At 68.4% G+C, this 25,934-nt stretch carries 24 protein-coding genes and 1 other RNA gene; 17 read left to right on the top strand and 8 right to left on the bottom strand.

Features of this window, described 5'->3' with window-relative positions; genetic code table 11:
• The first annotated feature begins 65 nt into the window (after positions 1–65).
• Complete coding sequence (greA, locus tag EOE66_RS10075) at positions 66–542, top strand: transcription elongation factor GreA (protein ID WP_128228563.1); 477 nt, start codon at positions 66–68, stop codon at positions 540–542.
• The gene (locus EOE66_RS10070) at positions 542–994 is read left to right on the top strand and encodes a DUF4149 domain-containing protein (protein ID WP_128228562.1); all 453 of its coding nucleotides are present in this window, start codon (positions 542–544) and stop codon (positions 992–994) included. The genes greA and EOE66_RS10070 overlap by 1 nt, the downstream gene beginning before the upstream one ends.
• On the opposite strand, the gene EOE66_RS10065 is transcribed toward EOE66_RS10070, so the two are convergent.
• On the bottom strand, positions 988–1,464 hold the full coding sequence (locus tag EOE66_RS10065; protein ID WP_128228561.1) for a YhbY family RNA-binding protein: 477 nt from the start codon (positions 1,462–1,464) through the stop codon (positions 988–990). The two genes, EOE66_RS10070 and EOE66_RS10065, sit on opposite strands and share 7 nt — an antisense overlap.
• A 20-nt stretch (positions 1,465–1,484) precedes the next feature.
• On the opposite strand from EOE66_RS10065, the gene EOE66_RS10060 reads away from it, so the two are divergent.
• The 4 genes from EOE66_RS10060 (at position 1,485) to glmM (ending at position 6,609) form a co-directional block, all read left to right on the top strand.
• Complete coding sequence (locus tag EOE66_RS10060) at positions 1,485–2,144, top strand: RlmE family RNA methyltransferase (protein WP_128228560.1); 660 nt, start codon at positions 1,485–1,487, stop codon at positions 2,142–2,144.
• A 195-nt stretch (positions 2,145–2,339) separates the two neighbouring features.
• Entirely contained in the window at positions 2,340–4,247 is a 1,908-nt protein-coding gene (gene ftsH / locus EOE66_RS10055; RefSeq protein WP_128228559.1) for an ATP-dependent zinc metalloprotease FtsH, read from the top strand.
• Between the two features lie 155 nt (positions 4,248–4,402).
• Positions 4,403–5,206, top strand: coding sequence for a dihydropteroate synthase (gene folP / locus EOE66_RS10050; protein ID WP_128228979.1), 804 nt, complete (start codon positions 4,403–4,405; stop codon positions 5,204–5,206).
• Positions 5,207–5,274: 68 nt separating this feature from the next.
• Positions 5,275–6,609: a phosphoglucosamine mutase gene (glmM, locus tag EOE66_RS10045; protein WP_128228558.1), complete on the top strand. Its 1,335-nt coding sequence runs from the start codon at positions 5,275–5,277 to the stop codon at positions 6,607–6,609.
• A 53-nt stretch (positions 6,610–6,662) separates the two neighbouring features.
• Here the strand turns inward: glmM and EOE66_RS10040 are convergent, their stop codons facing one another.
• Positions 6,663–7,154: a fasciclin domain-containing protein gene (locus EOE66_RS10040; RefSeq protein WP_128228557.1), complete on the bottom strand. Its 492-nt coding sequence runs from the start codon at positions 7,152–7,154 to the stop codon at positions 6,663–6,665.
• A 197-nt stretch (positions 7,155–7,351) separates the two neighbouring features.
• On the opposite strand from EOE66_RS10040, the gene pstS reads away from it, so the two are divergent.
• From pstS to phoR, 7 genes are all read left to right on the top strand, one after another.
• Complete coding sequence (gene pstS, locus EOE66_RS10035; RefSeq protein ID WP_128228556.1) at positions 7,352–8,386, top strand: phosphate ABC transporter substrate-binding protein PstS; 1,035 nt, start codon at positions 7,352–7,354, stop codon at positions 8,384–8,386.
• 131 nt (positions 8,387–8,517) lie between these two features.
• On the top strand, positions 8,518–9,495 hold the full coding sequence (pstC, locus tag EOE66_RS10030; RefSeq protein WP_128228555.1) for a phosphate ABC transporter permease PstC: 978 nt from the start codon (positions 8,518–8,520) through the stop codon (positions 9,493–9,495).
• A 14-nt stretch (positions 9,496–9,509) separates the two neighbouring features.
• Complete coding sequence (gene pstA, locus EOE66_RS10025) at positions 9,510–10,361, top strand: phosphate ABC transporter permease PstA (protein ID WP_375137475.1); 852 nt, start codon at positions 9,510–9,512, stop codon at positions 10,359–10,361.
• 13 nt (positions 10,362–10,374) lie between these two features.
• The gene (gene pstB / locus EOE66_RS10020; RefSeq protein ID WP_128228553.1) at positions 10,375–11,160 is read left to right on the top strand and encodes a phosphate ABC transporter ATP-binding protein PstB; all 786 of its coding nucleotides are present in this window, start codon (positions 10,375–10,377) and stop codon (positions 11,158–11,160) included.
• 46 nt (positions 11,161–11,206) lie between these two features.
• Positions 11,207–11,914: a phosphate signaling complex protein PhoU gene (gene phoU, locus EOE66_RS10015; protein ID WP_128228552.1), complete on the top strand. Its 708-nt coding sequence runs from the start codon at positions 11,207–11,209 to the stop codon at positions 11,912–11,914.
• A 17-nt stretch (positions 11,915–11,931) separates the two neighbouring features.
• On the top strand, positions 11,932–12,657 hold the full coding sequence (phoB, locus tag EOE66_RS10010; RefSeq protein WP_128228551.1) for a phosphate regulon transcriptional regulator PhoB: 726 nt from the start codon (positions 11,932–11,934) through the stop codon (positions 12,655–12,657).
• A gap of 19 nt (positions 12,658–12,676) precedes the next feature.
• Positions 12,677–14,014 carry a phosphate regulon sensor histidine kinase PhoR gene (phoR, locus tag EOE66_RS10005; RefSeq protein WP_128228550.1) on the top strand — a complete coding sequence of 446 codons (1,338 nt, stop codon included), beginning with the start codon at positions 12,677–12,679 and terminating at the stop codon, positions 14,012–14,014.
• 33 nt (positions 14,015–14,047) lie between these two features.
• Here the strand turns inward: phoR and EOE66_RS10000 are convergent, their stop codons facing one another.
• The 4 genes from EOE66_RS10000 to trxA form a co-directional block, all read right to left on the bottom strand.
• Entirely contained in the window at positions 14,048–15,706 is a 1,659-nt protein-coding gene (locus EOE66_RS10000; RefSeq protein ID WP_128228549.1) for a hypothetical protein, read from the bottom strand.
• Between the two features lie 123 nt (positions 15,707–15,829).
• Positions 15,830–16,090 carry a type B 50S ribosomal protein L31 gene (locus EOE66_RS09995; RefSeq protein ID WP_128228548.1) on the bottom strand — a complete coding sequence of 87 codons (261 nt, stop codon included), beginning with the start codon at positions 16,088–16,090 and terminating at the stop codon, positions 15,830–15,832.
• 126 nt (positions 16,091–16,216) lie between these two features.
• Positions 16,217–17,482 carry a transcription termination factor Rho gene (gene rho, locus EOE66_RS09990; RefSeq protein WP_128228547.1) on the bottom strand — a complete coding sequence of 422 codons (1,266 nt, stop codon included), beginning with the start codon at positions 17,480–17,482 and terminating at the stop codon, positions 16,217–16,219.
• Between the two features lie 205 nt (positions 17,483–17,687).
• A complete protein-coding gene (trxA, locus tag EOE66_RS09985) occupies positions 17,688–18,017 on the bottom strand; it encodes a thioredoxin TrxA (protein ID WP_128228546.1) in 330 nt (109 codons plus the stop codon).
• 281 nt (positions 18,018–18,298) lie between these two features.
• Between trxA and EOE66_RS09980 the strand changes: the two genes are divergently transcribed.
• Together EOE66_RS09980 and EOE66_RS09975 are read left to right on the top strand one after the other, a co-directional pair.
• Positions 18,299–20,032, top strand: a complete 1,734-nt coding sequence (locus EOE66_RS09980) for a serine/threonine protein kinase (protein WP_245478986.1) — start codon at positions 18,299–18,301, stop codon at positions 20,030–20,032.
• On the top strand, positions 20,029–22,425 hold the full coding sequence (locus tag EOE66_RS09975) for a serine/threonine protein kinase (protein ID WP_128228544.1): 2,397 nt from the start codon (positions 20,029–20,031) through the stop codon (positions 22,423–22,425). Before EOE66_RS09980 ends, EOE66_RS09975 begins: the two co-directional genes overlap by 4 nt.
• A gap of 44 nt (positions 22,426–22,469) precedes the next feature.
• Here EOE66_RS09975 and ffs read toward each other — a convergent pair.
• Both ffs and EOE66_RS09965 read right to left on the bottom strand, forming a co-directional pair.
• Positions 22,470–22,567, bottom strand: an RNA gene (ffs, locus tag EOE66_RS09970) — signal recognition particle sRNA small type.
• 38 nt (positions 22,568–22,605) lie between these two features.
• A complete protein-coding gene (locus tag EOE66_RS09965; RefSeq protein WP_128228543.1) occupies positions 22,606–23,742 on the bottom strand; it encodes an AIR synthase-related protein in 1,137 nt (378 codons plus the stop codon).
• A 74-nt stretch (positions 23,743–23,816) separates the two neighbouring features.
• Here EOE66_RS09965 and dnaX point away from each other — a divergent pair, with 74 nt between their 5' ends.
• A complete protein-coding gene (dnaX, locus tag EOE66_RS09960; RefSeq protein ID WP_128228542.1) occupies positions 23,817–25,586 on the top strand; it encodes a DNA polymerase III subunit gamma/tau in 1,770 nt (589 codons plus the stop codon).
• Between the two features lie 19 nt (positions 25,587–25,605).
• The gene (locus tag EOE66_RS09955) at positions 25,606–25,932 is read left to right on the top strand and encodes a YbaB/EbfC family nucleoid-associated protein (RefSeq protein ID WP_128228541.1); all 327 of its coding nucleotides are present in this window, start codon (positions 25,606–25,608) and stop codon (positions 25,930–25,932) included.
• The last annotated feature ends 2 nt before the right edge of the window (positions 25,933–25,934 follow it).

Raw genomic sequence — 25,934 nt, 5'->3', positions numbered from 1 at the left:
GCCCCCACCGGGCTCCCTGCGGCGGATTCACTTTCGCCCCACTCTTGCTTCGTGCAGCTGTCCCCATGGTCACCATCCCCCTCACGCGTCGCGGCGCCGAACTGCTGAAGAGCGAACTGCACCGGCTCAAGTCGGTGGAGCGGCATGCCGTGATCCAGGCCATCAGCGAAGCCCGGGCCCAGGGCGATCTCTCGGAGAACGCCGAGTACGACGCCGCCAAGGACAAGCAGGGCTTCATCGAGGGCCGCATCAAGGAACTCGAATCCAAGCTCGCGGCGGCCCAGGTCATCGATCCGTCGTCGCTCGACGCGGGCGGCAAGGTGGTCTTCGGCACCACCGTCGACCTGGAAGACGAGGACAGCGGCGCCAAGGTCACTTACCAGATCGTTGGCGACGACGAGGCCGACCTCAAGCAGGGCCTGATCTCCATCAGCAGCCCCATCGCCCGCGCGCTCATCGGCAAGGAAGCCGGCGACGTGGCCGAGGTGCAGGCCCCCGGGGGCGTGCGCCGCTGGGAGATCGTGGACGTGCGCTACGTCTGATGCCAGCGCTGCTGGAACGCGCCCGCCGGCTGCTGCCGGGCCTGTGGGCCGGCTGGCTGCTGTGCGTGGCGCTGCTGGCCACGCCGGCAGTGTTCGCCCAGCTCAGCGGCGCAGACGCCGGCCGCATGGTCGGCCGCATGCTGGCGCAGGAGGCCTACACCAGCCTGGCCCTGGGTGTGGTGATGGTGGCGCTGGAGCGCGTGGCCGCACGGCGCGCAGCGCTCGCTGGCACCGGCCCGCAATTCAGCCCGGGCATGGTGCTGGCGCTCGGGGCGTTGTTCTGCACGGTGGCGGGCTACTTCGCCATTCAGCCGCTGATGCCGGCCGCCAAGGCCGGGCAGGGCGCCTTCAGCTTCGGCCAGTTGCATGCGGCGAGCGCCGCGTTTTTCGTCCTCAAGGGCCTGCTGGTGCTGGCACTGGCCTGGCGTGCCGCCAGGCCGCCGGCTCACTGAGCCTGGGCCTTCTTCTTCACGCTGGTCACGCGCTTCTTCACGCGCTTGATGGAGCCGCCAGCGGTGACTCGCTCGTTGCCGAAGACCTTGACGGTCTTGACGGTGGCGCGGTGGTTGCCGCTCTTGGAGAAGCTCACCAACTTGACGGTGCGGGGGCCAGGCTTGCGGTCGTCGCGCGGCGCGGCTTCCTTCTCGGGCATGGGGCGCCAAAGTACCAGCAGCTTGCCGATGTGCTGGATGGGGGCTGCGCTGAGCTTGTCGGCCAGCGTGGCAAGCATGGCTTCGCGCGTGGCGCGGTCGTCGGAGAACACGCGCACCTTGATGAGCCCGTGGGCGTTCAGGGCGGCGTTCACTTCCTTCTCGACGGCGGGCGTGAGGCCGTCGCCACCGATCATGACAACCGGGTCCAGGTGATGGGCGCCGGAGCGATGCTCCTTGCGTTCGGCGGGGGTGAGCTGGATAGCGGTCATGCCCGTATTATCGAACGCGAATGAAGATCGACAGCAAAAGCAAGAAGATCAACAAGGCGTGGCTCAACGACCATGTCAACGACCCCTACGTCAAGCTCGCCCAGCGCGAGGGCTACCGGGCCCGTGCGGCCTACAAGCTGAAGGAGATCGACGAGACGCTGCGGCTGATCAGGCCGGGGCAGGTGGTGGTGGATCTCGGCGCCTCGCCGGGCGCCTGGAGCCAGTACCTGCGGCGGCGCTTCGCACCCGAGGGCGCGGCCGTCGGCGAACTCCGAGGCACGGTGATCGCACTCGATCTGCTGGACTTCGAACCGATCGAAGGCGTGCAGTTCATACAGGGCGACTTCCGCGAAGAAGCCGTGGCGCAGCAACTGACTGGGGCCTTGCAGGGGCGGCCGGTGGACGTGGTGGTGTCGGACATGGCACCCAATCTCTCTGGCATCGAGGTCACAGACACAGCGCGCGTGGAGCACCTGGTGGAACTGGCGGTGGATTTCGCCGTCCACCACCTCAAGCCCGAAGGGGCGCTGGTCTGCAAGTGTTTCCACGGCAGTGGCTACAACACGCTGGTGGCCTTGTTCCGGCAGACCTTTCGCACCGTCAAACCCATCAAGCCCAAGGCCTCGCGCGACAAATCGGCAGAAACCTTTCTGGTCGGCGTGGGACTGAAAGGCCGCTAACCTGCCAGAAAGCCTGATGCGGTGACCTCGAATGCGCCGTGTCTGGTGCGATAACTGTGGTCTTTTCGCCCCTTTCCTCACCCTCTCAGACGGCGTTTGCATACCCTTGACTGCTTTAGAATCAACCCCAACTACCGTGGATCGCGGCGCGTCGAATCCGGCCTGCCGTACCGCTGAACTGGAAAAGGAGCCGCGGTGAACAACCAATGGTTTTCGAAAGTCGCCGTCTGGCTCGTGATCGCGCTCGTGCTGTTCACGGTCTTCAAGCAGTTTGACCGCAGCACCACCCAGGGCAACCAGATCGGTTATTCCGATTTCCTGGAAGAAGTCCGCGCCAAGCGCATCCGTTCCGTCACGCTGCAGGAAAACCCGGGCGGCGGTACCGAGATCCAGGCCGTCACCACCGACGACAAGCGCCTGCGCAGCACCGCCACCTACCTCGACCGCGGCTTGGTTGGCGACCTCATCGCCAACAACGTCAAGTTCGACGTGCGCCCGCGTGAAGAGCCCAGCCTGCTGATGAGCATCCTCGTCAGCTGGGGCCCGATGCTGCTGCTGATCGGCGTGTGGATCTACTTCATGCGCCAGATGCAAGGCGGCGGCAAAGGTGGCGCCTTCAGCTTCGGCAAGAGCAAGGCGCGCATGCTTGACGAGGCCAACAACTCCACCACCTTCCAGGACGTCGCCGGTTGCGACGAAGCCAAGGAAGAGGTGAAGGAACTGGTCGACTTCCTGAAAGACCCGCAGAAGTTCCAGAAGCTGGGCGGTCGCATCCCGCGCGGCGTGCTGCTCGTCGGCCCCCCGGGCACCGGGAAGACGCTGCTGGCCAAGGCCATCGCTGGCGAGGCCAAGGTGCCGTTCTTCAGCATCAGCGGCTCCGACTTCGTCGAGATGTTCGTCGGCGTGGGCGCGGCCCGTGTGCGCGACATGTTCGAGCAGGCCAAGAAGAGCGCGCCATGCATCATCTTCATCGACGAAATCGACGCCGTCGGTCGCCACCGCGGGGCCGGCCTGGGCGGCGGCAACGACGAGCGCGAGCAGACGCTGAACCAGATGCTCGTGGAGATGGACGGTTTCGAGACCAACCTCGGCGTCATCGTGATGGCGGCCACCAACCGGCCCGACATCCTCGACCCCGCTCTGCTGCGCCCGGGCCGCTTCGACCGCCAGGTCTACGTGACGCTGCCCGACGTGCGAGGCCGTGAGCAGATCCTGAACGTGCACATGCGCAAGGTGCCCGTGGGCCAGGACATCCGGGCCGACATCCTGGCGCGCGGCACACCGGGCTTCAGCGGGGCCGACCTTGCCAACCTGGTGAACGAGGCGGCCCTGTTCGCGGCACGCCGCAACGGCCGCGTGGTCGAGATGGTCGACTTCGAGAAGGCCAAGGACAAGATCATGATGGGCCCCGAGCGGAAGTCCATGGTCATGCCCGAGGAAGAGCGCAAGAACACGGCGTACCACGAGGCTGGCCATGCACTGGTGGCGCGCCTCATGCCCAAGACCGACCCGGTGCACAAGGTGACTGTCATCCCGCGCGGCCGTGCCCTGGGGGTGACCATGCAGTTGCCCGAAGGCGACCGCTACAGCATGGACAAGGAGCGCATGCTCTCCACGATCAGCGTGCTCTTCGGCGGACGCATTGCTGAAGAGGTGTTCATGAACCAGATGACCACCGGCGCCAGCAACGACTTCGAGCGCGCCACAGCCATCGCCCGCGACATGGTCACGCGCTACGGTATGACCGACGAACTGGGTCCCATGGTCTACGCCGAGAACGAAGGCGAGGTCTTCCTGGGCCGCAGCGTCACCAAGACCACCAGCATGTCGGAGGAGACCATGCGCAAGGTGGATGGCGTGATCCGCCGCATCATCGACGAGCAGTACAGCATCGCCCGCAAGCTCATCGAGGACAACAAGGACAAGATGCACTCGATGGCGCAGGCCCTGCTGGAGTGGGAAACCATCGACAGCGACCAGATCGACGACATCATGGCCGGCAAGCCGCCCCGCGCGCCGAAAGACTGGACGCCTTCGTCCAGCAAGCCACCCAGCGGGCCGTCGTCCAGCGTCGGCACCGACAGCGCACCGGCAGCAGCCTGAGCGCCGGCAGTGTTGACAAGGCAGCGGGGCTTCGGCCCCGCTTTTCATTGCCCGGCCGTCCCCAGACACCGCCCGCGGAGCCCCGGATCTTGACTGCCCTGAACGCCCTCTGGCAGACAACGCGCTTTTCCATCGACCTGTCTCGTCCGCGCGTCATGGGCATCGTCAACGTGACGCCCGATTCCTTCTCCGATGGAGGCCGGCACGCGAGCACCCGGGCTGCGCTGGCCCATTGCGAGCGCCTGGTGGCCGAAGGCGCAGACATCCTCGACATCGGCGGTGAGTCCACCCGGCCCGGGGCGGCTGCGCTGGCGGCAGAGGAGGAACTGGCGCGCGTGTTGCCTGTTCTCGAAGGTGCCTTGAGTCTGGGTGTGCCGGTGTCGGTGGACACCAGCGATGTCCGGGTGATGGAGCAGGCGCTGGCGCTGGGCGTGGACATCGTCAATGACGTGCGTGCCCTGCGCAGGCCCGGTGCCCTGGCCTGCGTGGCGAGCCATGCCTCGGCGGGTGTGTGCTTGATGCACATGCGCGGCGAGCCCGACACCATGCAGGCGATGACGGCCTATGGCGATGTCGTTGCCGAAGTGGGGGCCTGGTTGCGGCAGCGTGCGGCCGAGGTCTTGGCAGCCGGTATCGGCGCGAGCCGGCTGCTGCTCGACCCAGGCATCGGGTTCGCCAAAGGGCCCGAGGACAACCTGCGTCTTTTGCGCGGGCAGCGCGCGCTGGTTGCGGCACTGCCGCGGCCCTTGCTGGTGGGCTGGTCACGCAAGGGTACGCTGGGGCTGGTCACGGGCCGGCCGGTGGCTGAGCGCCTCGCGGCCAGCGTGGCCGCGGCGCTGGCAGCCGTGCATCACGGGGCCGCCGTGGTGCGCGTGCACGACGTGGCTGCCACGGTGGACGCCTTGAAGGTGTGGCAAGCGGCACAGGCGGATTCAGAACACGGCAGCGGGTGGCAATGAGGGCCCCCTGAGAGGGCGGGTCGGGTCTGGCCCGTGCCGAGCGAAAATCGTCAGAGGAGAAGACAACAATGAGCAGAGCGTATTTCGGTACCGACGGCATCCGTGGCACGGTCGGTCAGAGCCCCATCACCCCCGACTTCATGCTGCGCCTCGGTCACGCCGTCGGCCAGGTGCTGCGGCGCGGCGGCCGTCCGGCCACGGTGTTGATCGGCAAGGACACCCGGATCTCGGGCTACATGATCGAGTCGTCGCTGGAGGCCGGGTTTGCTTCGGCTGGCGTCGATGTGCTGCTGAGCGGCCCCCTGCCCACACCGGGCGTGGCCTATCTCACCCGGGCCTTGCGCCTGGATCTGGGCGTGGTGATCAGCGCATCGCACAACCCTTTCGATGACAACGGGGTCAAGTTCTTCTCCGCCAAAGGCGAGAAGCTCCCGGACGCTTGGGAACTCGAGGTCGAGGCGGAACTGCAGCGTACGCCCCAGTGGGTGGATTCAGCCCGTCTCGGGAAGGCGCGTCGACTGGATGACGCGGGTGGCCGCTACATCGAGTTCTGCAAGAGCACGGTGCCCAACAGCCTGTCTCTTCGCGGCATGAAGGTGGTGGTCGATGCCGCCCACGGCGCGGCCTACCACGTGGCGCCCGACGTGTTTCACGAGCTGGGCGCGCAGGTGGTCAAGATCGGCTGCAGCCCGGATGGGCTGAACATCAATGCAGGCGTCGGTGCCACGTCGCCCCAGGCCCTGGTGAAGGCCGTGGCCGAGCACCGGGCTGACTACGGCATCGCACTGGACGGCGACGCCGACCGGCTGCAACTTGTCGATGCCCAGGGCCGCCTCTACAACGGCGATGAGTTGCTCTACGTGATGGCCGTAGACCGCCTCGCCCAGCGGCAGGCCGTGCCGGGTGTGGTCGGCACCCTCATGACCAATATCGCCGTGGAGCAGGCCCTTGCTGCACGCGGCGTGCGGCTCGTGCGTGCCAAGGTCGGCGATCGTTACGTGCTGGAGGAACTCAGCGCCCACGGCTGGCAACTGGGGGGTGAGAGCTCAGGGCACCTGTTGGCCCTCGATTGCCACACCACCGGTGACGGCATCGTCAGCGCCTTGCAGGTGCTGCAGGCCGTGCGCCGCAGCGGCGGAACGCTGGCTGGCCTGCTGGAGGGCGTGGAGCTCTGTCCGCAGACCATGATCAATGTGCGCCTGCGTGAAGGCAGCGACTGGAAGCAGAGCGCGCAGCTGGCCCAGGCGCGCGAGCAGGCCGAGCGCGACCTGGGCAGCAGCGGCCGGGTGCTCATACGCGCCTCGGGCACCGAGCCCGTGCTGCGGGTGATGGTCGAGGCGCGTGACGCCGCCCTGGGGCGCCGCTGCGCCGAACGCATGGCCGAGGCGGCTGCCGCGGCCTGAGCACTTAGCCCCGGCGCCCCGGGCCCAGCCTGGGGCGCCGACGGATCAGCCGATCAGCGGCGCGGCGGCATCATCACCTTGTCGATGACGTGCACCACCCCATTGGTCGCGCCGACGTCGGCTTGCGTCACCACGGCGTCTTCGACCGTGACGAAATCACCCGCCTTGGCCACGCCGAGGTTGGCGCCTTGAACCGACTTCAGGTTGCCCGTCTTGACGTCGGCGGCCATCACCTTGCCTGCGACCACGTGGTAGGTCAGCACCGAGCGCAACAACTCCTTGTTGGCCGCCAGTTCGGCCATGGTCTTGGCAGGCACCGCCTTGAAGGCCTCGTCGCTGGGTGCGAAGACCGTGAACGGCCCGCTGCCCTTGAGCGTGTCGGTGAGGCCGGCGTCGGCGATGAGCTTGGTCAGGGTGGACAGCTGCGGCGTACGGGCCGCCGTTTCAGCCACGGTGGCAGGCGCCGGCGTGCTGGCGCAGCCAACCATGGCGGCCAGGGCGAGGGCGGCGGGGGCGAGCAGCCAGGTTCTGCGGATGAGGGTCATGAGCGGGGACTCCGTGGGGTTGAAGGTTGCGGGCCGCAAGGCTAGGGCCCGTCCATGACCGATTCGTGACGGATCCATGGCAGGCTGTCACAGACCCGCCCGGACGCCCGGTGGGGACTTGTCATGTCACGGGGCTGTCATCGAGCCTGCCTAGACTTCGTCCCGTTGCCAACTTTCGCACTCACCGAGGCCCACGCATGAATCTCTTCCGCCGCGCCACCCTTGCCGCCGCTGTCACGGTCTTCGCCGCCTCCGCCTTCGCGCAAGACGTGACGGGCGCCGGTGCCACCTTCCCCGCACCGGTCTACGCCAAGTGGGCCGACGCCTACAACAAGGCGACGGGCGCACGCATCAACTACCAGTCGGTGGGTTCCGGCGCTGGCATCCGCCAGATCCGCGGCAAGACGGTCGACTTCGGTGCCACCGACATGCCGCTGACCGATGCCGATCTGGCCAAGGACGGCATGATCCAGTTCCCCACGGTGATCGGTGGCGTGGTGCCGGTGGTCAACATCAAGGGCATCGCTCCGGGCCAGATCAAGATGACCGGCCAGCTGCTGGGCGACATCTACCTCGGCAACATCAAGCGCTGGAACGACCCGGCCATCGCTGCCCTGAACCCTGGCGTGCCGCTGCCGGACGCCGCCATCTCGCCGGTGCGTCGCGCTGACGGCTCGGGCACGACCTTCATCTTCACCAACTACCTCTCGAAGGTGAACGCCGAGTGGAAGGCCAAGGTGGGCGAGGGCACCGCCGTGAACTGGCCGGCCGGCGCCGGCGGCAAGGGCAACGAAGGCGTTTCGGCTTTCGTGCAGCGCCTGCCGAACTCGATCGGCTACGTCGAGTACGCCTACGCCAAGCAGAACAAGATGAGCTATGTGCTCATGCGCAACAAGGACGGCCAGTTCGTGCCGCCTCGCGACACCAACTTCAAGGCCGCCGCTGCCGGCGCGGAGTGGGCCAAGAGCTTCTATCAGATCCTCACCGAGCAGCCTGGCAAGGACAGCTGGCCCATCACCGGCGCCACCTACATCCTGATGTACAAGAGCCAGGACAAGCCGGCCAACGCCACGAACACGCTGAAGTTCTTCGACTGGGCCTTCACCAACGGCGACCAGATGGCCGACGACCTGGACTACGTGCCGATGCCCGCCGCGGTGAAGGACCTGGTGCGCAAGCAGTGGGCCGACAACCTGAAGGACACCGCCGGCAAGCCCATCGCCTTCAAGTGAGCCGCTGACAGGTCTCGTGCCGCGCAGCCCCAGGGCTGCGCTGGCGCGCCGACACAGCGCCCTTCCTGCGTTCGAGCGGAGGCCCCATGGCCGCTACACTGCCCGCCAGTCCATACCCCGAGAACAAAAAAATGGAGCGAGCCTCCCCTCTGGGCGACCCGCCCGGCCGGCGTCGTGTCTGGCCCTGGGCCGACAGCGCATTTTCCTTCCTGGCCCATGCGGCCGCCTGGGTGACCTTGCTGCTGCTGGTCGGCATCATTGTCTCGCTGGTGGTCGGTGCCATGCCGGCCATCCGCGAATTCGGCCTGGGCTTCCTGGCCTCCACCGAGTGGGACCCGGTGCAGCTGAAGTTCGGCGGCCTGGTGATGATCTACGGCACGCTGATGACGAGCTTCATCGCGCTGCTGATCGCGGTGCCCGTGAGTTTCGGCATCGCCATCTTCCTCACCGAGCTCTCGCCCTCGTGGCTGAAGCGCCCGCTGGGCGTGGCGGTTGAACTGCTGGCGGCCGTGCCTTCCATCGTCTACGGCATGTGGGGCCTGCTGGTGTTCGGGCCCATCTTGTCCACCTATGTGCAGCAGCCGCTGCAGAGCGTCTTCGATGGCGTGCCCTTCCTCGGCACGCTGTTCGCTGGCCCGCCGGTGGGCATCGGCATCCTCTCGGCCGGCATCATCCTGGCGATCATGATCATTCCTTTCATCGCGTCGGTGATGCGGGATGTCTTCGAGACCACCCCGGCGCTGCTGAAGGAGTCCGCCTACGGACTGGGCTCCACCACCTGGGAGGTGGTTTCCAAGGTCGTGCTGCCCTACACCAAGACCGGCGTGGTCGGCGCGATCATGCTGGGCCTGGGACGCGCACTGGGCGAGACCATGGCGGTCACGTTCGTCATTGGCAACTTCAACCAGCTCGACTCGCTCTCGCTGTTCGAGGCGGCCAACAGCATCACCTCGGCGCTGGCCAACGAGTTCGCTGAAGCCGGCGAAGGCCTGCACCAGGCCGCGCTGATCTACCTCGGCCTCATCCTCTTCTTCATCACCTTCGTGGTGCTGGCGGCTTCCAAGATCCTGCTGTCCCGCCTGCGCCGCAACGAAGGGAGCCGCACATGAGCAGCTTCGCCACGATGGATGCGCGCCGCATGGCGCTGCACCGCAAGCGCAAGGTCATCAACGTGGTCTCGCTGAGCCTCGCCCTGGCGGCGATGGCCTTCGGCCTGTTCTGGCTGGTGTGGATCCTGTTCGAGACGGTGCGCCTGGGCATTGGCGGGCTGGCGCTGTCAGTCTTCACAGAGTCGACACCGCCGCCTCAGGCCGCGACCGGGGGCCTTGCAAACGCGATCGTCGGTTCGCTGATCATGGTGTCGCTGGCCACCGCGCTGGGCACCCCCATCGGTGTGATGGCCGGTGTGTACCTGGCCGAGTACGGCAAGCGCACCTGGCTGGGTGCGGCCACCGGCTTCATCAACGACATCCTGCTGTCGGCGCCCTCCATCGTCATCGGCCTCTTCATCTACGCCGTGGTGGTGGCCACCACCAAGACCTTTTCCGGCTACGCGGGTGTGCTGGCGCTCGCGCTGATCGTCATTCCGGTGGTGGTGCGCACCACCGAGAACATGCTCAGCCTGATCCCGAACGCGCTGCGCGAAGCGGCCTATGCATTGGGCACGCCGAAGTGGAAGGTGATCTCGTCCGTCACGCTGAAGGCGGCGCGGGCGGGCGTGGTCACGGGGGTGCTTCTGGCGCTGGCGCGCATCGCGGGTGAAACCGCACCGCTGCTGTTCACGGCGCTGTCGAACCAGTTCTTCACCGCCAGCCTGGGCGAGCCCATGGCGAGCCTGCCGGTCACGATCTTCAAGTTCGCGATGAGCCCCTACGAGAACTGGCAGAAGCTGGCGTGGGCAGGCGTCTTCCTCATCACCATCGGTGTGCTCGCGCTCAACATCCTGGCGCGCGTGCTCTTCCGCAACAAGCAATAAGCAAGGCCCCCACATGGACACCCGTGTCGACCTGCCCACCACCGAGCGCGTGAAGATCGCGGTGCGCGACCTGAACTTTTACTACGGCAGCTTCCACGCGCTCAAGCACATCAACCTGGACATCCCCGAGCGCAAGGTCACGGCCTTCATCGGGCCTTCGGGTTGCGGCAAGAGCACGCTGCTGCGCACCTTCAACCGCATGTTCGAGCTCTACCCCGAGCAGCGCGCCGAAGGCAGCATCAGCGTCGACGGCGAAGACATCCTGAAGAGCAAGCGCGATGTCACGCTGATCCGCGCCAAGATCGGCATGGTCTTCCAGAAGCCGACGCCTTTCCCGATGTCGATCTACGACAACATCGCCTTCGGCGTGCGCCTGTTCGAAACGCTGCCGCGCGTGGAGATGGACGAACGCGTGGAGTGGGCCCTGAAAAAGGCCGCGCTCTGGGGCGAGGTCAAGGACAAGCTCGACCAGAGCGGCGCCAGCCTCTCCGGCGGCCAGCAGCAACGCCTGTGCATCGCGCGCGGCATCGCCATCAAGCCCGAGGTGCTGCTGCTCGACGAACCCTGCTCGGCGCTGGACCCCATCAGCACCGGCAAGATCGAGGAGCTGATCCACGAGCTGAAGGCCGACTACACGGTGATGATCGTCACCCACAACATGCAGCAGGCGGCCCGCTGCAGCGATTACACGGCGTACATGTACCTGGGCGATCTCGTCGAATTCGGCCCCACGTCCGAGCTCTTCATGAAACCCAAGAAGAAGGACACCGAGGACTACATCACCGGCCGTTTCGGCTGATGATGCGTTGTTCCGCCTGCACGCTGGCCCCTGACCGAGCATCACCATGAGCGACAAACACCTTTCGACCCAGTTCGACGCCGAACTCAGCGGCATCTCCACACGCGTGCTCGAGATGGGCGGTCTCGTCGAATCGCAGGTGGTGCAGGCCGTTCATGCATTGACGAACTTCAGCGGCGAGATTGCCAGCGTCGTGCTGCAGGGTGAAGAGCGCGTGAACCAGATGGAGGTCGAGATCGACCGCGATCTCTCGGCCATCATCGCGCGGCGCCAGCCCACGGCGCGCGACCTGCGCCTGCTCATTGCGATCAGCAAGTCCATCGCCAACCTGGAGCGCGTGGGCGACGAGGCGGCTCGCATTGCCCGCACTGTGCAGCGCCTGTTGAACTCGGGCGTGTCTTCGCGCTTGCGCTTGCCGGTGGCTGACCTGGCCTTCGAGTCCGAGCTGGCCATCGCGCAGCTTCGCAAGGCGCTGGACGCGTTCGCCCGGCTGGACACGGCCCGCGCCCTGGAAGTGCTGAAGCAGGACGACCAGATCGACCAGGAGTTCGACGGCCTGCTGCGCAAGCTGATCACCTACATGATGGAAGACCCGCGCACGATCTCTTCCAGCATCGACCTCGTCTTCGTGGCCAAGGCCATCGAGCGCGTGGGTGACCACGCCAAGAACCTGGCCGAAGCCATCATCTACGTGGTCAAGGGCACCGACGTGCGCCACACCTCGATGCAGAACGTCGAAGACGCCGTTCGCTGAAGCAGCAGGGCCACAGCATGAGTTTCATCCTCGTCGTCGAAGACGAAACCGCAATCGCCGAGCTGATCGCGATCAACCTGCGTCACGCAGGCTTCGAGGTGCGCATCGCCACCGACGCCGAGGGCGCCAACCGCGAAGTCGATCGTGTGCTGCCAGACCTGGTGCTGGTGGACTGGATGTTGCCCGGCCAGACCGGCCTCCAACTGGCCCGCCGCTGGCGCAGCGAGGCTCGCACGCGCGAGTTGCCCGTGATCATGCTCACCGCGCGCGCCGACGAGACCGACAAGGTCGCTGGCCTGGATGCCGGGGCTGACGATTACCTGACCAAGCCTTTCTCGCCGAAGGAACTGCTCGCGCGCATCCGTGCCGTGCTGCGCCGCAAGGCGCCCGAGGCGCTGGACAGCGCCGTCGAGGTCTGTGGGCTGCGTCTGGACCCGGCAACGCGCCGCGTCACACGCCGCGTCGAGACCGACGAAGGTGAGGCGCTGCGCGAAGCCAAGATCGGACCCACCGAATTTCGCCTGCTGCACTTTTTGATGACGCATCCTGAACGCGTGCACAGCCGGGCGCAACTGCTCGACCGCGTCTGGGGCGACCACGTCTTCATCGAAGAGCGCACCGTCGACGTGCATGTCAAACGCCTGCGCGAGGCCCTTCAACCGGTGCAGTGTGCCGGTCTGATCGAGACCGTGCGCGGCGCGGGCTACCGGCTGACGCAGCAGCTCGGCAGCGTGGCGGCCTGAGGGCCCGGGCGGTCTCCCGATGGGATGGTGGCTCGCTCGCACGCTGGCCGCTCTGTTGATGGTCGTGCTGGGCGGCCTCGCGGGCGCGCTGGTCGGCAGTGGTTTCGGTGCCCTTGGCGTGGGTGCTGCTGTGGGTGGGCTGCTGGCGGTCAGCCTGCTTGTGCTGCGCGACTCCTGGCGTGGTCAGAGCCTCATGAACTGGCTGCGCGGCCCGCTCACGGGCAAGGCGCCGCGCGACAGCGGCTTCTGGGGTGAGCTGGCCTACCGCGTCGAGCGCGCGGTACGTGCGCGCGACCAAAACACCCAACTTGAGCGTGACCGGCTGGCGCAGTTCCTTTCGGCCATCGAAGCCTCGCCCAATGGCGTGATGTTGCTGGACGGCGCCGACCAGATCGAATGGTGCAACTCGGTCGCGGCCGAGCATTTCGGGCTCGACCCCGAACGCGACCGACGGCAGCGCGTCACCAACCTCGTGCGCATGCCCGTCTTCGTCAGCCACCTGCAGGCCGGGCGTTTCGGCGAGCCGGTGGAGTTCAGCGGTCCCTTGGGCCGCAGCACGCTGTCGGTGCTGGTGCGGCCGTATGGCGACGGCATGAAGCTCGTGCTGTCGCAAGACATCACCGAACGCGAGCGGGCCGAGGCCATGCGGCGCGATTTCGTGGCCAACGTCTCGCACGAGATCCGCACACCGTTGACGGTGCTGTCGGGCTTCATCGAAACCCTGGCGCAACTGCCGCTGACCGAGGTGGAGCGCCAGCGCGTGATGCAACTGATGTCGCAACAGACCGAACGCATGCAGGCCCTGGTTGGCGACCTGCTCACGCTCGCGCGTCTGGAAGGCAGCCCGCGCCCGGCGCCCGACCGCTGGTGTGCAATGGAGCCTCTGCTGCGCCAGGCCCTGCGGGACGCCGAGCTCCTCTCGGCCGGGCGCCACACCCTCACCATGGATGGCGCTGACGACGCCGAGGTCGCCGGCAGCGACACCGAACTGCTCAGCGCGGTGACCAACCTGCTCAACAACGCCGTGCGCTACACGCCCGAAGGCGGCAGCATCGCGCTGCGCTGGAGCTGGCGTGGCGATGGCGGCGCCGTGATCGAAGTGCAGGACACCGGCATCGGCATCGCGCGCGAGCACCTGGCCCGGCTCACAGAGCGCTTCTACCGTGTCGACGGCAGCCGTTCCCGGGACACCGGCGGCACCGGTCTCGGCTTGTCCATCGTCAAGCACGTGGCGCAGCGACATGGCGGCGAAATCGACGTGCAGAGCGAGCCGGGCAAGGGCAGCTGCTTCCGGCTGAGCCTGCCGGCACTGCGCGTGCGCCACAAAAAGGTGGTGGCCGAAAGTCTGCCTGCGTGAGCGGCCGCTGCGGGCGCCGCGCCGGCTGAAGCGTCAGGGGCTTGCGCGGCGTAGCACCTGCGTGATTTCGTCGCGGTCGGTCGGGCGCTTGACTTCGCCCACCAGCACCCAGCCCGGCGCGGCCAGTGGCATGGGCCGTTGCTTGCTGACCTGCAGCAGGTAGCCGCAGGGGCCCGTCAGGGCTTCCTGGCGTGCATCGACCCGCCAGCGGCCGAAGTGTTCCAGGGCGGCCACGGTGGAAGGCGCGAGCGTCGGCCCGGCGATGCAGGCCTGCGGCGGCACCAGAGCGGCCACGCGTTGCACCAAGGCGCGGGGGCTGCGTGCGTAATCCAGCAGAGGCAACCACAGCGTCATCAGAAGCAGCCAGCACAGGGCCACGCCCCCGGCGGGCAGCACCAGGCTCTTCCACAGGGCCTCCCGGTGGCGGCCGGTGCGCCAGCGCACCAGCCATACCCACGCCAGCGTGCCGGCCAGGGCGGCGGCCAGGGCGATGGCAGAGAAGGGCGCCTCGAAGCCCGGCGCGAGCTTGGCGACATTGGCCGCGGGCTTGGCCGGTGTGCCCGTCTGCATGGCGGCGTAGATCACCCAGATCGTGATGGCGCACAAGGTGAAGAAGCACATCGAGAACCAGTCGATGGCTGCCGCCGCGCTGCGCTTGAGCGTGGGCAGCGCGAATGCCGCCAGCACGGCCATGCCGGGCAGACCCAGCATCAGCGCGCGGTCGCTGCCGCCCATGGCCACGTTGGCTGCCAGGGCCACCGTTGCGCCCACCAAGGGCACGGAGATGTGCCGGTGCGAGAGCTGCCGCCGCCAGCGCCACAGCGTCCACAGCGCCAGGGGCCACACCGGCCACAGGAACCACAGCCACTGCCGCGCCAGGGAGGCCAGATCGTCCAGGCCGAGGCCATGGCTGCGCCACCGCCAGGCGCCCATGGCCATGGCCAGCAGCGCGGCCGCGGCCATGGCCACGGCCACCCACACCGTGAAGGCGCGCACCTGCGCGTAGCGCGAGAGCGCGCACACCAGCAGGCCGGCCAGGCCCGCGGCCATGGCCATGCTGGGCGCGCCGCTGCCGGCCAGCAAGGGCAGGGCGGCCAAGACGGCCGCGCGCGACAGCAGCGGGCGTGAGGGCGCCGCGGCCAGGGCGTAAAGGTAGAGCGTCATCGCACAGAGCTGGCCGAGCTCGGGCGTCGTTTCATGGCCCAGTTGCAGCAGGCCCAGCGTGGCCATGAGTGCGAGCACGGCGCCGTCGGCCACGGCGCGCGCGTAGTCCACCGGCGAGGCCTCGCCGCCGAAGGCGAAAGGCACCGGCTGGGCGGCATCGGTGCGCGCGAGGTGGAAGGTGGTGTACCAGGTCAGCGCCAGCGTCAGCGCCAGCAGCAGCGCGAAGGGCAGGCGGGCCGCGAAGGCCGCATCCATCCAGCCCTGGCCCGCGAGGATGAAGGCCGCGCCCAGCCAATGCGGCAGCAGCGCGGTGTCGGCCGGCACGCCGCCGAGCATCGGACCCCACCAGGGCGTGCGGCCCTCGGCGATGGCGATCATCTGGCCGAAGGCCGTGACATCGGCGTGGCGCCACGGGTCGCGCCCCACCAGACCGGGCAGCAGGTAGGCCGCGCAAAGCAGCAGCAAGGGGATGCGCGGCAGGCGGCGGGCGCCGCGGGCGGTGACGAGGGCGGGCTTGGGGCTGTTCACGGCAAGCTGGATGCTAGCGAAGCGGTGGCCGCGGGCCGCAGCCAGCCAGTGCTGCAAGACGGCGACAAAAAAGGCAGCCGAAGCTGCCTTTGATGTTGCGAGAGGTGGCCGGCGGCCACGAACTCAGGCGGTCTTCTTGAGGTGCGCAAACTTGTTGCGGAACTTCTCGACACGGCCGCCCAGGTTGTCCACGCTCTTCTGCGTGCCGGTGTAGAACGGATGCGTCTCGCTGGTGGTTTCCAGCTTGATGAGCGGCAGCTCACGGCCGTCTTCCATCTTGATCGACTCGCGCGTGGGCGCGCACGAACGCGTCACGAACTTGAAGCCGTTGGACAGGTCCTGGAAGCAGACCTCGCGATAGTTCGGGTGAATGCCGTCTTTCATCACTTGCCTCTTTGCTGTTCGGGAGCCACGTTGCACCGTGCAACGCACTTGCCGGGGGGCTGAAAACCTCGCCTCCGGCAAAAGCGCCGACGGCGAAAAACCCAGGATTATAGATCAGCGCAGGCGTCAGCCGCCGCGGCGCATCATGTCGAAGAAGTCGAGGTTGTTCTTGCTCTGCTTCATCTTGTCCAGCACGAACTCCATCGCCTCGATCTCGTCCATGTTGTAGAGCAGCTTGCGCAGGATCCAGCTCTTTTGCAGGATCTCGGGCTTGAGCAGCAGCTCTTCACGGCGCGTGCCGCTCTTGTTGATCAGGATGGACGGGTAGACGCGCTTCTCGGCCATGCGGCGGTCGAGGTGGATCTCGCAGTTGCCCGTGCCCTTGAACTCTTCGTAGATGACCTCGTCCATCTTCGAACCGGTGTCGATCAACGCCGTGCCGATGATGGTGAGGCTGCCGCCTTCTTCCACGTTGCGGGCCGCGCCGAAGAAGCGCTTGGGGCGCTGCAGCGCGTTGGCATCGACACCGCCCGTCAGCACCTTGCCACTGCTGGGCAGCACGTTGTTGTAGGCACGGGCCAGACGCGTGATGCTGTCGAGCAGGATCACCACGTCCTTCTTGAGTTCGACCAGGCGCTTGGCGCGCTCGATCACCATCTCGGCCACCTGCACGTGGCGGGCGGCGGGTTCGTCGAAGGTGGAGCTGATGACCTCGCCGCGCACGCCGCGGACCATCTCGGTCACTTCCTCCGGCCGCTCGTCAACCAGCAGCACGATCAGGTGCACCTCGGGGTGGTTGGCCACCAGCGCGTGGGCGATCTGCTTCATCATGACCGTCTTGCCGGTCTTGGGCTGGGCCACCAGCAGCGCGCGCTGGCCTTTGCCGATGGGCGCGATGAGGTCGATGATGCGGCTGGTGACGTTCTCTTCGCCCTTGAAGTTGTCGCGCTCGAGCTTGAACTGCTCCTTGGGGAACAAGGGCGTCAGGTTCTCGAACATGATCTTGTGCTTGCTCTCCTCGGGCGTCACGCCGTTCACGCGGTCGACCTTGACCAGCGCGAAGTAGCGTTCACCGTCCTTGGGCACGCGCACTTCGCCTTCCACCATGTCGCCGGTGTGCAGGTTGAAGCGGCGGATCTGGCTCGGGCTCAGGTAGATGTCGTCGGTGCTGGCCATGTAGCTGGCCTCGATCGAGCGCAGGAAGCCGAAGCCGTCGGGCAGCACTTCGAGCACGCCATCGCCGAAGACCTGCTCGCCGGCCTTGGCGCGCTTCTTCATGATCGCGAACATCAGTTCCTGCTTGCGCAGGCGGGCGACGTTCTCGATCTCCAGCTCTTCGCCCATCTTGATGAGCTCGGAAACGTGCTGGGCCTTCAGTTCGGACAAGTGCATGGAGGGCACCCTCGGGGGCAGATGCGTTGCGCGTGGAAGGCAGCGGCTTTGCGGGAGCCGGCTGCAGGGCGCATGTCGCGGGTGGTTGGCGCCGAACCAACGCTGCGGGCCTTGTGCGGGCCTTGTTCGCGCCAGCGTGGGCTGGCGGGGCAAGCGGGTGGCGGGTCAGCCGGCAGGCGCTTCAAGCGCCCGCCAGTGACGGAGATTATAGGTGGGTGTCGATGAAGGCGGTGAGTTGCGCCTTGCTGAGCGCCCCCACCTTGGTGGCCGCGAGCTGGCCGCCCTTGAAGATCATCAGCGTCGGGATGCCGCGGATGCCGAACTTGGCCGGCACGTCACGGTTCTCGTCGACGTTCATCTTGGCGATCTGAAGACGGCCTTCGTAGGTCTTGGCGACCTCGTCGAGGATGGGCGCGATCATCTTGCAGGGGCCACACCACTCGGCCCAGTAGTCGACGAGCACGGGCTGGTCGGCGGCCAGCACGTCGCTGCCGAAGGAGTCGTCGGTGATGTGTTTGATCAGTTCACTGCTCATGGGGGTCTCCGGGGCTGCGGCACCCGGCAGGGCCGGTGCAGGCATGCAGCAGGTTTGATTTTGTCACATCGCCTGTCGCCCACCGACCCACGCGCCCGTGAATCTGCCGATCGCGGCGATAGCTTCCGGCCCCACGCTCGCGGGTGAACTGCCGGCTGTAAGCCATGTTGTTCCGGGCTTGGTCCTGCTTGCCTGCGGGTTTCAATTGTCTTGCCATGCCACCGTCATCTTCAGACTCCTCCGCCCCGGCCCGTGCCGCAGCCGTGCGCTGGTTCGGCCGCATGCAGCTCCTGCAGTTGCTGGGCAAGAGCGAGCGCACGATGGCCTGGCGCGTGGCCGACCCGCGCAGCGGGCAGGAACTGATGCTCGTGCTGCCGCGCGTGCAACCCGCCGACGCTGCCGCACTGGAGCGCTGGCAGCAGACCGTGCGCCAGGCCTCGCGCCTGAACCACCCGCAGCTCGCCGCCGTGGTGGAAACCGGCGTGCAGGACGGCTGGCCCTACGTGGCCTACGACCCGCGTGACAGCGCCACGCTCACCGAGAAGATGTCGGCCCGCGGGCTGCCGGGCCTGGAAGCTGCGGCCTGGATCACGCAGGCCCTGCAGGGCCTCGCCTACGCGCACGAGGCCGGCCTCGGCCACCATGACGTGCAACCCCACCTGCTGCTGGTGAGCGACAGCGGCCAGGTGCGCGTGGCCGGGCTGGGCGTGGCCAGCGAGATGCTGTCGGTCGGCCCGGCGGCCGCCCCGGAGGCCGGCGGCCTGCGCGGCCAGCGCGAGGCCGCCGAACGTGACGTGCTGGCCTGCGGCCTGGTGCTCTACACCTTGCTCTGCGGCCAGCCTGCGCTGGAGGAGCCCGACGTCGGCCGCGTGATCGCGCGCATGCCGCCGCTGGGCCGAGACATCGTGCGCCTGCCGTGGACCACCGCGCAGCCCGTGCCCGAACCCCTGCGGGCCATCGTCAACCGCGCCACCGACCGCCAGGAGCGCCAGCGCTACCGCAACGCCCGCACGCTGCTGCGTGCCCTGGAAGGGTGGCAGCGCACCGAATCCAGCAACGGCGGCGGTCCGCTGGTGCTGCTCACCGACAAGCTGCGCACCGCTGGCGTGCTGCCGGCCTCACCGGGCGGGGCCGACCAGGCCGCCCGTGTGGCGATGATGGAGCGCGAGCGCACGATCGAACTGGCCGAGGCGGTGCTGGAGGACATGGCGCTCAGCTTCGAGTTGCTGCGCCTGGTGAATTCGGCCCAGGTGCGGGGTGCGCAGATCTCCGGCAGCGGTCCGGTGCTCACGGTGCGCCGTGCCATCGCCATGCTGGGGCTGGAGGGCGTCCGGCGTGCGGCCCTGGCCCTGCGACCCTGGCCCGGCCCGTTGAACGATGTGGGCGCAGCAGAACTGCAGCGCCTCTTCGACCGCTGCCGCCGCGCTGGGCGCGTTGCGCTGGTGCTGCGCCCGGCCGGCTACGACGCCGAGGTCGTGTACCTGATCACCTTGCTGCAGAACCTGGGGCGCCTCGTCGTGCATTACCACTTCCCCGATGAAGCCCAGCAGATCCGCCGCCTGATGCAGCCGGCGCCGCCGGCGCGCGAGGGCGAGAGCGAAGACCCAGGCATGACCGAAGAAGGCGCGGCCTTCGCGGTGCTGGGCACCGACATCGAGTCGATAGGCGCCGCCGTGGCGCGCTATTGGGGCCTGGACGATGCCGTGCTTTCCATGGTGCGGCGCCAGCCGGTGGCCACCAATCCGCGCACACCGGACACCGATGACGACCTGCTGCGCGCCCTGGGCAGTTGCGCCAACGAGGCGGTGGACGCGCTGGCGCAGCCAACGCCGCGGATCGTGCAGGGCCTGACGCGGGTGGTGTCCCGATACGGGCGCCTCTTCAATTTCGGCGTGCGTGAACTGCAAGCTGCCCTGCAGGCCCAGGCCATCAGCCCCTTGACGGTGCAGGCGACCGCACCGGCGCCGCTGGGCCCGGCCGAGACCCCGGCGCATGCGGCAAGGGCGCCGCGGTGAGCGCGGCCACCAGCGCCGGCTACGGCAGCCTGGCCCGCTTTGAACTGCTGCGCGAACTCGGCCGCGGCGCGCAGGCCCGCGTGTGGCTGGCCCACGACCCGCGGCTCGACCGCGAAGTGGCGCTCAAGCTCATGGACGCCGATGCCGACGCGGACGCCGTGAACCTGTGGCTGCACGAAGCCCGTGCTGTCAGCCGCCTGAGCCACCCGAACGTGGTGCCGGTCTTCGAGGCCGACGAGCACGACGGCCAGCCCTACCTCGTCTTCGAGTACGTCGAGGGCCCCACGCTGGCGCAGGCGCGGCGCGGACAGCCTGCCATGCCCGCCAGGCAGGCGGTCGAGCTCATGATCGGCGTGCTGGACGCGCTGGCCGCAGCGCACGAACAAGGCATCGTGCACCGTGATCTGAAGCCTTCGAACATCCTGCTGGGCAGCGACGGCCGGGCGCGCGTGATGGACTTCGGCATCGCAGGCCGCGTGGCACCGCCGCGCCGTGCCGGTGGCCGCCGCGGCGCGACCCTGGTGCTCGATGCCAAGGACGGGCGCATCATGGGCACGCCGGGCTACATCTCGCCGGAAGCCGCGCGCGGTGAAGCACCGGTGCCGGCGATGGACGTCTTCGCCGCCGGCGTGATGCTGGGCGAATTGCTCGCCGGCGTGCCGCTGATGCGCGAGATCGACCCCTACCGTGCGGTGGAACGTGTGCAGCGCGAGGATCTCTTGCTGCCCGAAAGCGCCAAGGTCGACAGCACCTTGCGCGGCATCGTCCAACGCGCGATCACGCGCGACATCGCGGCGCGCTACGACAGCGCGCGCTCCATGCAGACCGCGCTGAAGGCCTGGCTGCAGCCGCAAGGCGCCGCCGAGCCCGACGCTGGCGGCAGCCATGCGACGCTGGAGTTCCTGCTGCGCCGCATGCGCCACAAGACCGACTTTCCGGCGCTGGGCAGCAGCATCGTGCGCATCCAGAAGGTGGCCACCTCCGAGACCGAGAGCCTGAAGGCGCTCAGCGACGAGATCCTCAAGGACGTGGCGCTGACGAACAAGCTGCTGCGCATGGTCAACACGGCCCACTTCACGGCGGCTGCAGGCGGCGGCATTGCCACCGTCTCGCGCGCGGTGGCGCTGGTGGGCTTCGCGGGCATCCGCAACATGGCGCTGTCGGTGGTGCTGCTGGAGCACATGACGGACAAGGCGCACGCAGCGCTGCTGAAGGAAGAGTTCCTGCGCGCCCTGATGGCCGGCACGCTGGCCGACGAGATGACGACCACCGTGCGGGAAGGCGAAGAAGCCTTCATCGGCGCGATGTTCCAGAACCTGGGGCGCCTGCTGACCGAGTGCTACCTGCCCGAGGAAGCCATCCAGATCCGCCAGGCGCTGCGCGGCGATCTCACTTCGGCAGCCTCGCATGTGGCGCGCGAAGCCGCGGCCAAACGCATCATGGGCCTGAGCCTGGATGAACTGGGCGCCGGTGTCGCGCAGGCCTGGGGTCTGCCCGAAAGCTTGCAGACGGCCATGCGCTCCCCGGTCGGGCCCTCGCCGGCCAAGGCCATGGCACGCGGCGCGGAGCGCCTGCGCTGGCTGGCGCGAGCGGCCAACGCGATGTCCGACGCGATGCTGGGCAGCGACGGCGAGGTGCAGGCCGGTGCCTTGCTGAAGGCGGCCGAACTCTACGGGCCGGCCCTGGGCCTGAACCCGCGGGACATGGTGAATGCCGCCTACGCCACCCGCGTTCACCTGAATGCGATGGCCACCGCCATGGGCGTGAACGTGGCGCCGGGCGCGCCGGCGCGCCGGCTGCTGGAAGACACGCAGGTCAGCGAAGCGATGCCCTTGCGCGGCGATGAAGCGCCCACCCTGGTGCTGCCTTCGGGGGAGGCGCGAAGCCTGATGGCGAAGTCGCTCGAAGAGTTGCGCGCGGCGCTGTCCAGCAAGTCGATGCGCCTGGGCGAGGTGCTCCCCATGGTGCTGAACGCCATGCACAAGGCCATGGGCTTCCGGCACGTGGTGCTGTGCCTGCGCGAGGTGGGGCAGCCTCGGCTGGTGGGCCGCATCGCGCTGGGGCCGGGCGGCAGCGAACTGAGTGCGGCCTTCCGCATCCAGCCCGACGCCAGCGCCGCCACCGATCTCTTCGGCGTGCTCTGCGCCAAGGGGGCCGACCTGCTGGTGAGCGATGCCAAGACCGTGACCAATCGCTTGCCGGCCTGGTACCGGCAGAAGGTGAATGCGCCGACCTTCCTGCTCTTGCCGTTGATGCTGAAGGGGCAACCCATCGGGCTGATCTACGCCGACAAGGCCGAGGCCGGCAGCATCGTCGTGGGAGAGGCTGAATTGAGCCTGCTGCGTGCCTTGCGCGACCAAGCGACCGCGGCTTTCGCCAAAGGCCAGGCCTGAGGCCTTGCAGGATGCTGCAAGGGCGGCGTTACGCGGTGGGGGAGGGTGCCGAGCCTTACCCCCGGCACTGGTTGCAACGCTGAGGGCTGCTTGGTTCCCCACCTGACCCGGTTGGGCGCGCTTCCATGCGGGGAGGCCCGGCGGGGCACATTGTAGGCGAGCCGTGCAGGCCCGCCGGCCTCAGCGCAATTGCAGCGAGTCGCCGCTGAAGCGCACGCCCAGCGGCTCGATCAGGAGTTCCTTGGGGCCCGCTTCCACCGTGCCTGCCACCCAGGCCGCGACACCGGCGCCGCGCGCCACCTCCACACAGCGCTGCGCATCGCTGGCCGGCACGAAGAGCGCGAAGCCTGCGCCCATGTTGAGCGTGCCGTAGGCCTCTGCGGCGTCGTGCCCGGCCTGCTCGGCAATGAAGCGCAGCACGGGCGGCACGGGCGGCACCGTGTGGATGCGGTAGGTCAGCGCCTTGGCGTGGCGCAGCAGCTTGCGCCAGCCGTGGCCGGTGATGTTGGCGGCGTAGTGCACCGGCACGCCGGCGGCCCACAGGGCTTCGGTGACGGGCGAGTAAAGCGTGGTCGGCGCCAGCAGGGCCTCGCCATAGCCCACGCCGGGTTCTACCTCGGTCAGGTAACCCTGAGGCAGGCGCTCGGCCAGCTTGCGGGCCAGGCTCAGGCCGTTGGCGTGGATGCCGCTGCTGGCCAGCAGCACGATGGCGTCGCCGGGGCCGAGCCTTTCGCCCAGCGTCAGCCGTGGCTTGGGGTTGACGAGGCCCGTGCAGGAGGCCGCGAGATCGATGCGCCCGGCCTCGACGATACCGGCCAGCGCTGGCGTCTCGCCGCCGCCCCAGGCCACCTGGCAGACGTCGCAGGCGGCCTTCCAGCCTTCCACCAGCGCGCCGGCGCGCTGCGCATCGGTGAACCACTCGCTGCCCCCTGCGGCCCAGTAGGCCTGCACCACCAGCGGCGTGGCGCCCACGGTGATGAGGTCGTTGACCGCCATGGCGATGGTGTCCTGCGCGATGCCGGCAAAGAAACTCTTGCCGGTGAGGCGCTGCATCTCGTCGGCCACCAGCGTCTTGGTGCCCAGGCACTCGACGATGCTGGCGAGGTAGAAAGGCCCGACATCCACCACGTAAGCCGACTCGCCGCGCGAGGCCGACACCTCGCCGAAGCCGTGGCCGGCCAGGTGGCTGGCGGTGGCTGCGGCGGCGCGCTGCGCGGCCACCTTCAGCGGGTCGATCAGGTCGTACTGGACACCCGCCTGCTCGTAGGTCATCGGTGCCGACATCGGCGACGGGGGCGGGGTGTGGGCGGTGTTCATGCGGCGGGATTATCCCTGCGGCCCGGCCCAGCGCCGGGCCGTCGCGGCCGTGGCCCCCCCGTAGAATGAAGGCGATGTCCTATGTCGTTCTCGCCCGCAAATACCGCCCGCGCAGCTTCGCGCAGATGGTGGGCCAGGAGCACGTCGTGCAGGCCCTCACCAACGCCCTCACGCAGGGCCGGCTGCACCACGCCTACCTCTTCACCGGCACGCGGGGCATCGGCAAGACCACGGTCAGCCGCATCCTCGCCAAGAGCTTGAACTGCACCGGCCCCGACGGCAGGGGTGGCATCACCGCCGAGCCCTGTGGCGTGTGCCAGGCCTGCACCGAGATCGACGCCGACCGCTATCTCGACTACATCGAGATGGACGCCGCCAGCAACGGCGGCAAGGACGAGATCAAGGACCTCATCGAGCGCGCCGCGTACAAGCCCGGCATCGGCCGCTTCAAGGTCTTCATGATCGACGAGGCCCACCAGCTCAGCAAGGACGCCTTCAACGCGCTGCTGAAGACGCTGGAGGAACCACCCGAGTACCTGAAGTTCGTGCTGGCCACCACCGACCCCGAAAAGGTGCTGCCCACGGTGCTGAGCCGCTGCCTGCAGTTCAACCTGCGCCCGATGGCGCCGCAGACGGTGCGTGAACACCTGCAGCGTGTGCTGGAGGCCGAGAACGTGCCTGCCGACGCCGGCGCGCTGCGTCTGCTGGGCCGCGCCGCACGCGGCAGCATGCGTGACGGCCTGTCGCTCACCGACCAGGCCATCGCCTATGGCGGCGGCCGGCTGCAGGAAGACGTGGTGCGCACCATGCTCGGCAGCGTCGACCGCAGCCACGCGCGCACGCTGGTGCAGGCCCTGGCCGCGCACGACGGCGCTGCCGTGCTGGCGGCCGTGGAGGCGCTTCGCGGCCGCGGCTTGAGTGCCGCCGGCACGCTGGAGGAGATGGCCACCTTGCTGCAGCAGATGGCCGTGCAGCAGGCCGTGCCCGGTGCCTTGGACGAACAAGACCCCGACACCGAAGACGCGCGCACGCTCGCCCCGGCGCTGCAGCACGACGAGACGCAGTTGCTGTACAGCATCGTGCTGCACGGGCGCGAGGAACTCGGCCTGATGAGCGACGAGTACGGCGCGCTGACCATGGTGCTGCTGCGCTTCCTGGCCTTCCCGGCCGCAGGCGCCGGCACGCGCCCGCCCCCAGCCGCCCCGCGCGAGCCCGCGCGGGCGGCGCCCTTGCGAGCGCCGGCGCCGCCAGCGGTGGCGGTGCCTTTGCCAGTAGCGCCGAAGACTGCGGCGCCAGCGGCCAGCGTGGCGTCAGTCGCTTCCTCGGCCCCCGCGCCGGCCGGCCCGGCGCCTTGGGACGATGCACCGCCTCCCCCAGTGCCGCGTGCCGCCGAGCCCGCGGCGGCCCCCCTGCAGCCTGCGTCAAGAGCGGCCGCGGCCGACCGCAGCCTCGGCGACCGCTGGTACGCCCTGGTCAAACCCCTCTGCGACGACGGCACGCTCAGCGCGCTGGCGCGCGAGCTGGCGCTGCAGGGCGGGCTGGAAGCCATCGACACCAGCAGCCAGCCGCCGCGTTGGCTGCTGCGCGTCGAGCGCGAGACCCTGCGCAACCCGACCCTGCGCGACAAGGTGGCCGCGGCACTGTCCGGCGCCCTGGGCCACCCGGTGGCGCTGGAACTGCTGGCCGGCCCCCCCGAAGACACGCCCGCACGCCGCGACGCCGCCGAACGCCAGCGCCGCCAGGCCGCGGCCGAGGCTGCCATCCAGAACGACGCCACCGTGCGTGAACTGCTGTCGCAGTTCAAGACCGCGCGCATCGTGCCGGGCTCGATCAAACCCTTGTGAAGCACCGAAGGAACACACCATGATGAAGGGCCAACTCGCCGGGCTGATGAAGCAGGCCCAGGCGATGCAGGACAACATGAAGAAGGCGCAGGAGGAACTGGCGCTGATCGAGGTGGAGGGCCAGAGCGGCGCCGGCCTCGTGAAGGTGACCATGACCTGCAAGCACGACGTCAAGCGCGTGACCATCGACCCCAGCCTGCTGACCGATGACAAGGACATGCTCGAAGACCTGGTCGCCGCCGCCTTCAACGCCGCCGTGCGCCGCGCCGAAGAGGTGAGCGCCGAGAAGATGGGCAAGCTCACCGCCGGCATGCCGCTGCCTCCCGGGATGAAGTTCCCGTTCTGAGC

This window comes from Rubrivivax rivuli, from assembly GCF_004016505.1.
Taxonomy (GTDB): Bacteria; Pseudomonadota; Gammaproteobacteria; order Burkholderiales; family Burkholderiaceae_C; genus Rubrivivax; species Rubrivivax rivuli.
The sequence above is the reverse complement of the archived record's forward strand: the minus strand, read 5'-3'. Positions and strand labels throughout refer to the sequence as shown.

Excerpts from the sequence above, each read along its gene's own strand:
- EOE66_RS09995 (WP_128228548.1), bottom strand. The coding sequence starts at position 16,090 with ATGAAAGACGGCATTCACCCGAACTATCGCGAGGTCTGCTTCCAGGAC.
- pstS (WP_128228556.1), top strand. The coding sequence starts at position 7,352 with ATGAATCTCTTCCGCCGCGCCACCCTTGCCGCCGCTGTCACGGTCTTC.
- phoU (WP_128228552.1), top strand. The coding sequence starts at position 11,207 with ATGAGCGACAAACACCTTTCGACCCAGTTCGACGCCGAACTCAGCGGC.
- trxA (WP_128228546.1), bottom strand. The coding sequence starts at position 18,017 with ATGAGCAGTGAACTGATCAAACACATCACCGACGACTCCTTCGGCAGC.
- folP (WP_128228979.1), top strand. The coding sequence starts at position 4,403 with ATGGGCATCGTCAACGTGACGCCCGATTCCTTCTCCGATGGAGGCCGG.
- greA (WP_128228563.1), top strand. The coding sequence starts at position 66 with ATGGTCACCATCCCCCTCACGCGTCGCGGCGCCGAACTGCTGAAGAGC.
- EOE66_RS09955 (WP_128228541.1), top strand. The coding sequence starts at position 25,606 with ATGATGAAGGGCCAACTCGCCGGGCTGATGAAGCAGGCCCAGGCGATG.
- dnaX (WP_128228542.1), top strand. The coding sequence starts at position 23,817 with ATGTCCTATGTCGTTCTCGCCCGCAAATACCGCCCGCGCAGCTTCGCG.
- EOE66_RS09965 (WP_128228543.1), bottom strand. The coding sequence starts at position 23,742 with ATGAACACCGCCCACACCCCGCCCCCGTCGCCGATGTCGGCACCGATG.
- EOE66_RS09980 (WP_245478986.1), top strand. The coding sequence starts at position 18,299 with ATGCAGCTCCTGCAGTTGCTGGGCAAGAGCGAGCGCACGATGGCCTGG.
- phoR (WP_128228550.1), top strand. The coding sequence starts at position 12,677 with ATGGGATGGTGGCTCGCTCGCACGCTGGCCGCTCTGTTGATGGTCGTG.
- EOE66_RS10065 (WP_128228561.1), bottom strand. The coding sequence starts at position 1,464 with ATGACCGCTATCCAGCTCACCCCCGCCGAACGCAAGGAGCATCGCTCC.
- EOE66_RS10070 (WP_128228562.1), top strand. The coding sequence starts at position 542 with ATGCCAGCGCTGCTGGAACGCGCCCGCCGGCTGCTGCCGGGCCTGTGG.
- pstB (WP_128228553.1), top strand. The coding sequence starts at position 10,375 with ATGGACACCCGTGTCGACCTGCCCACCACCGAGCGCGTGAAGATCGCG.
- pstC (WP_128228555.1), top strand. The coding sequence starts at position 8,518 with ATGGAGCGAGCCTCCCCTCTGGGCGACCCGCCCGGCCGGCGTCGTGTC.
- pstA (WP_375137475.1), top strand. The coding sequence starts at position 9,510 with ATGGATGCGCGCCGCATGGCGCTGCACCGCAAGCGCAAGGTCATCAAC.
- EOE66_RS10040 (WP_128228557.1), bottom strand. The coding sequence starts at position 7,154 with ATGACCCTCATCCGCAGAACCTGGCTGCTCGCCCCCGCCGCCCTCGCC.
- EOE66_RS10060 (WP_128228560.1), top strand. The coding sequence starts at position 1,485 with ATGAAGATCGACAGCAAAAGCAAGAAGATCAACAAGGCGTGGCTCAAC.
- phoB (WP_128228551.1), top strand. The coding sequence starts at position 11,932 with ATGAGTTTCATCCTCGTCGTCGAAGACGAAACCGCAATCGCCGAGCTG.
- glmM (WP_128228558.1), top strand. The coding sequence starts at position 5,275 with ATGAGCAGAGCGTATTTCGGTACCGACGGCATCCGTGGCACGGTCGGT.
- rho (WP_128228547.1), bottom strand. The coding sequence starts at position 17,482 with ATGCACTTGTCCGAACTGAAGGCCCAGCACGTTTCCGAGCTCATCAAG.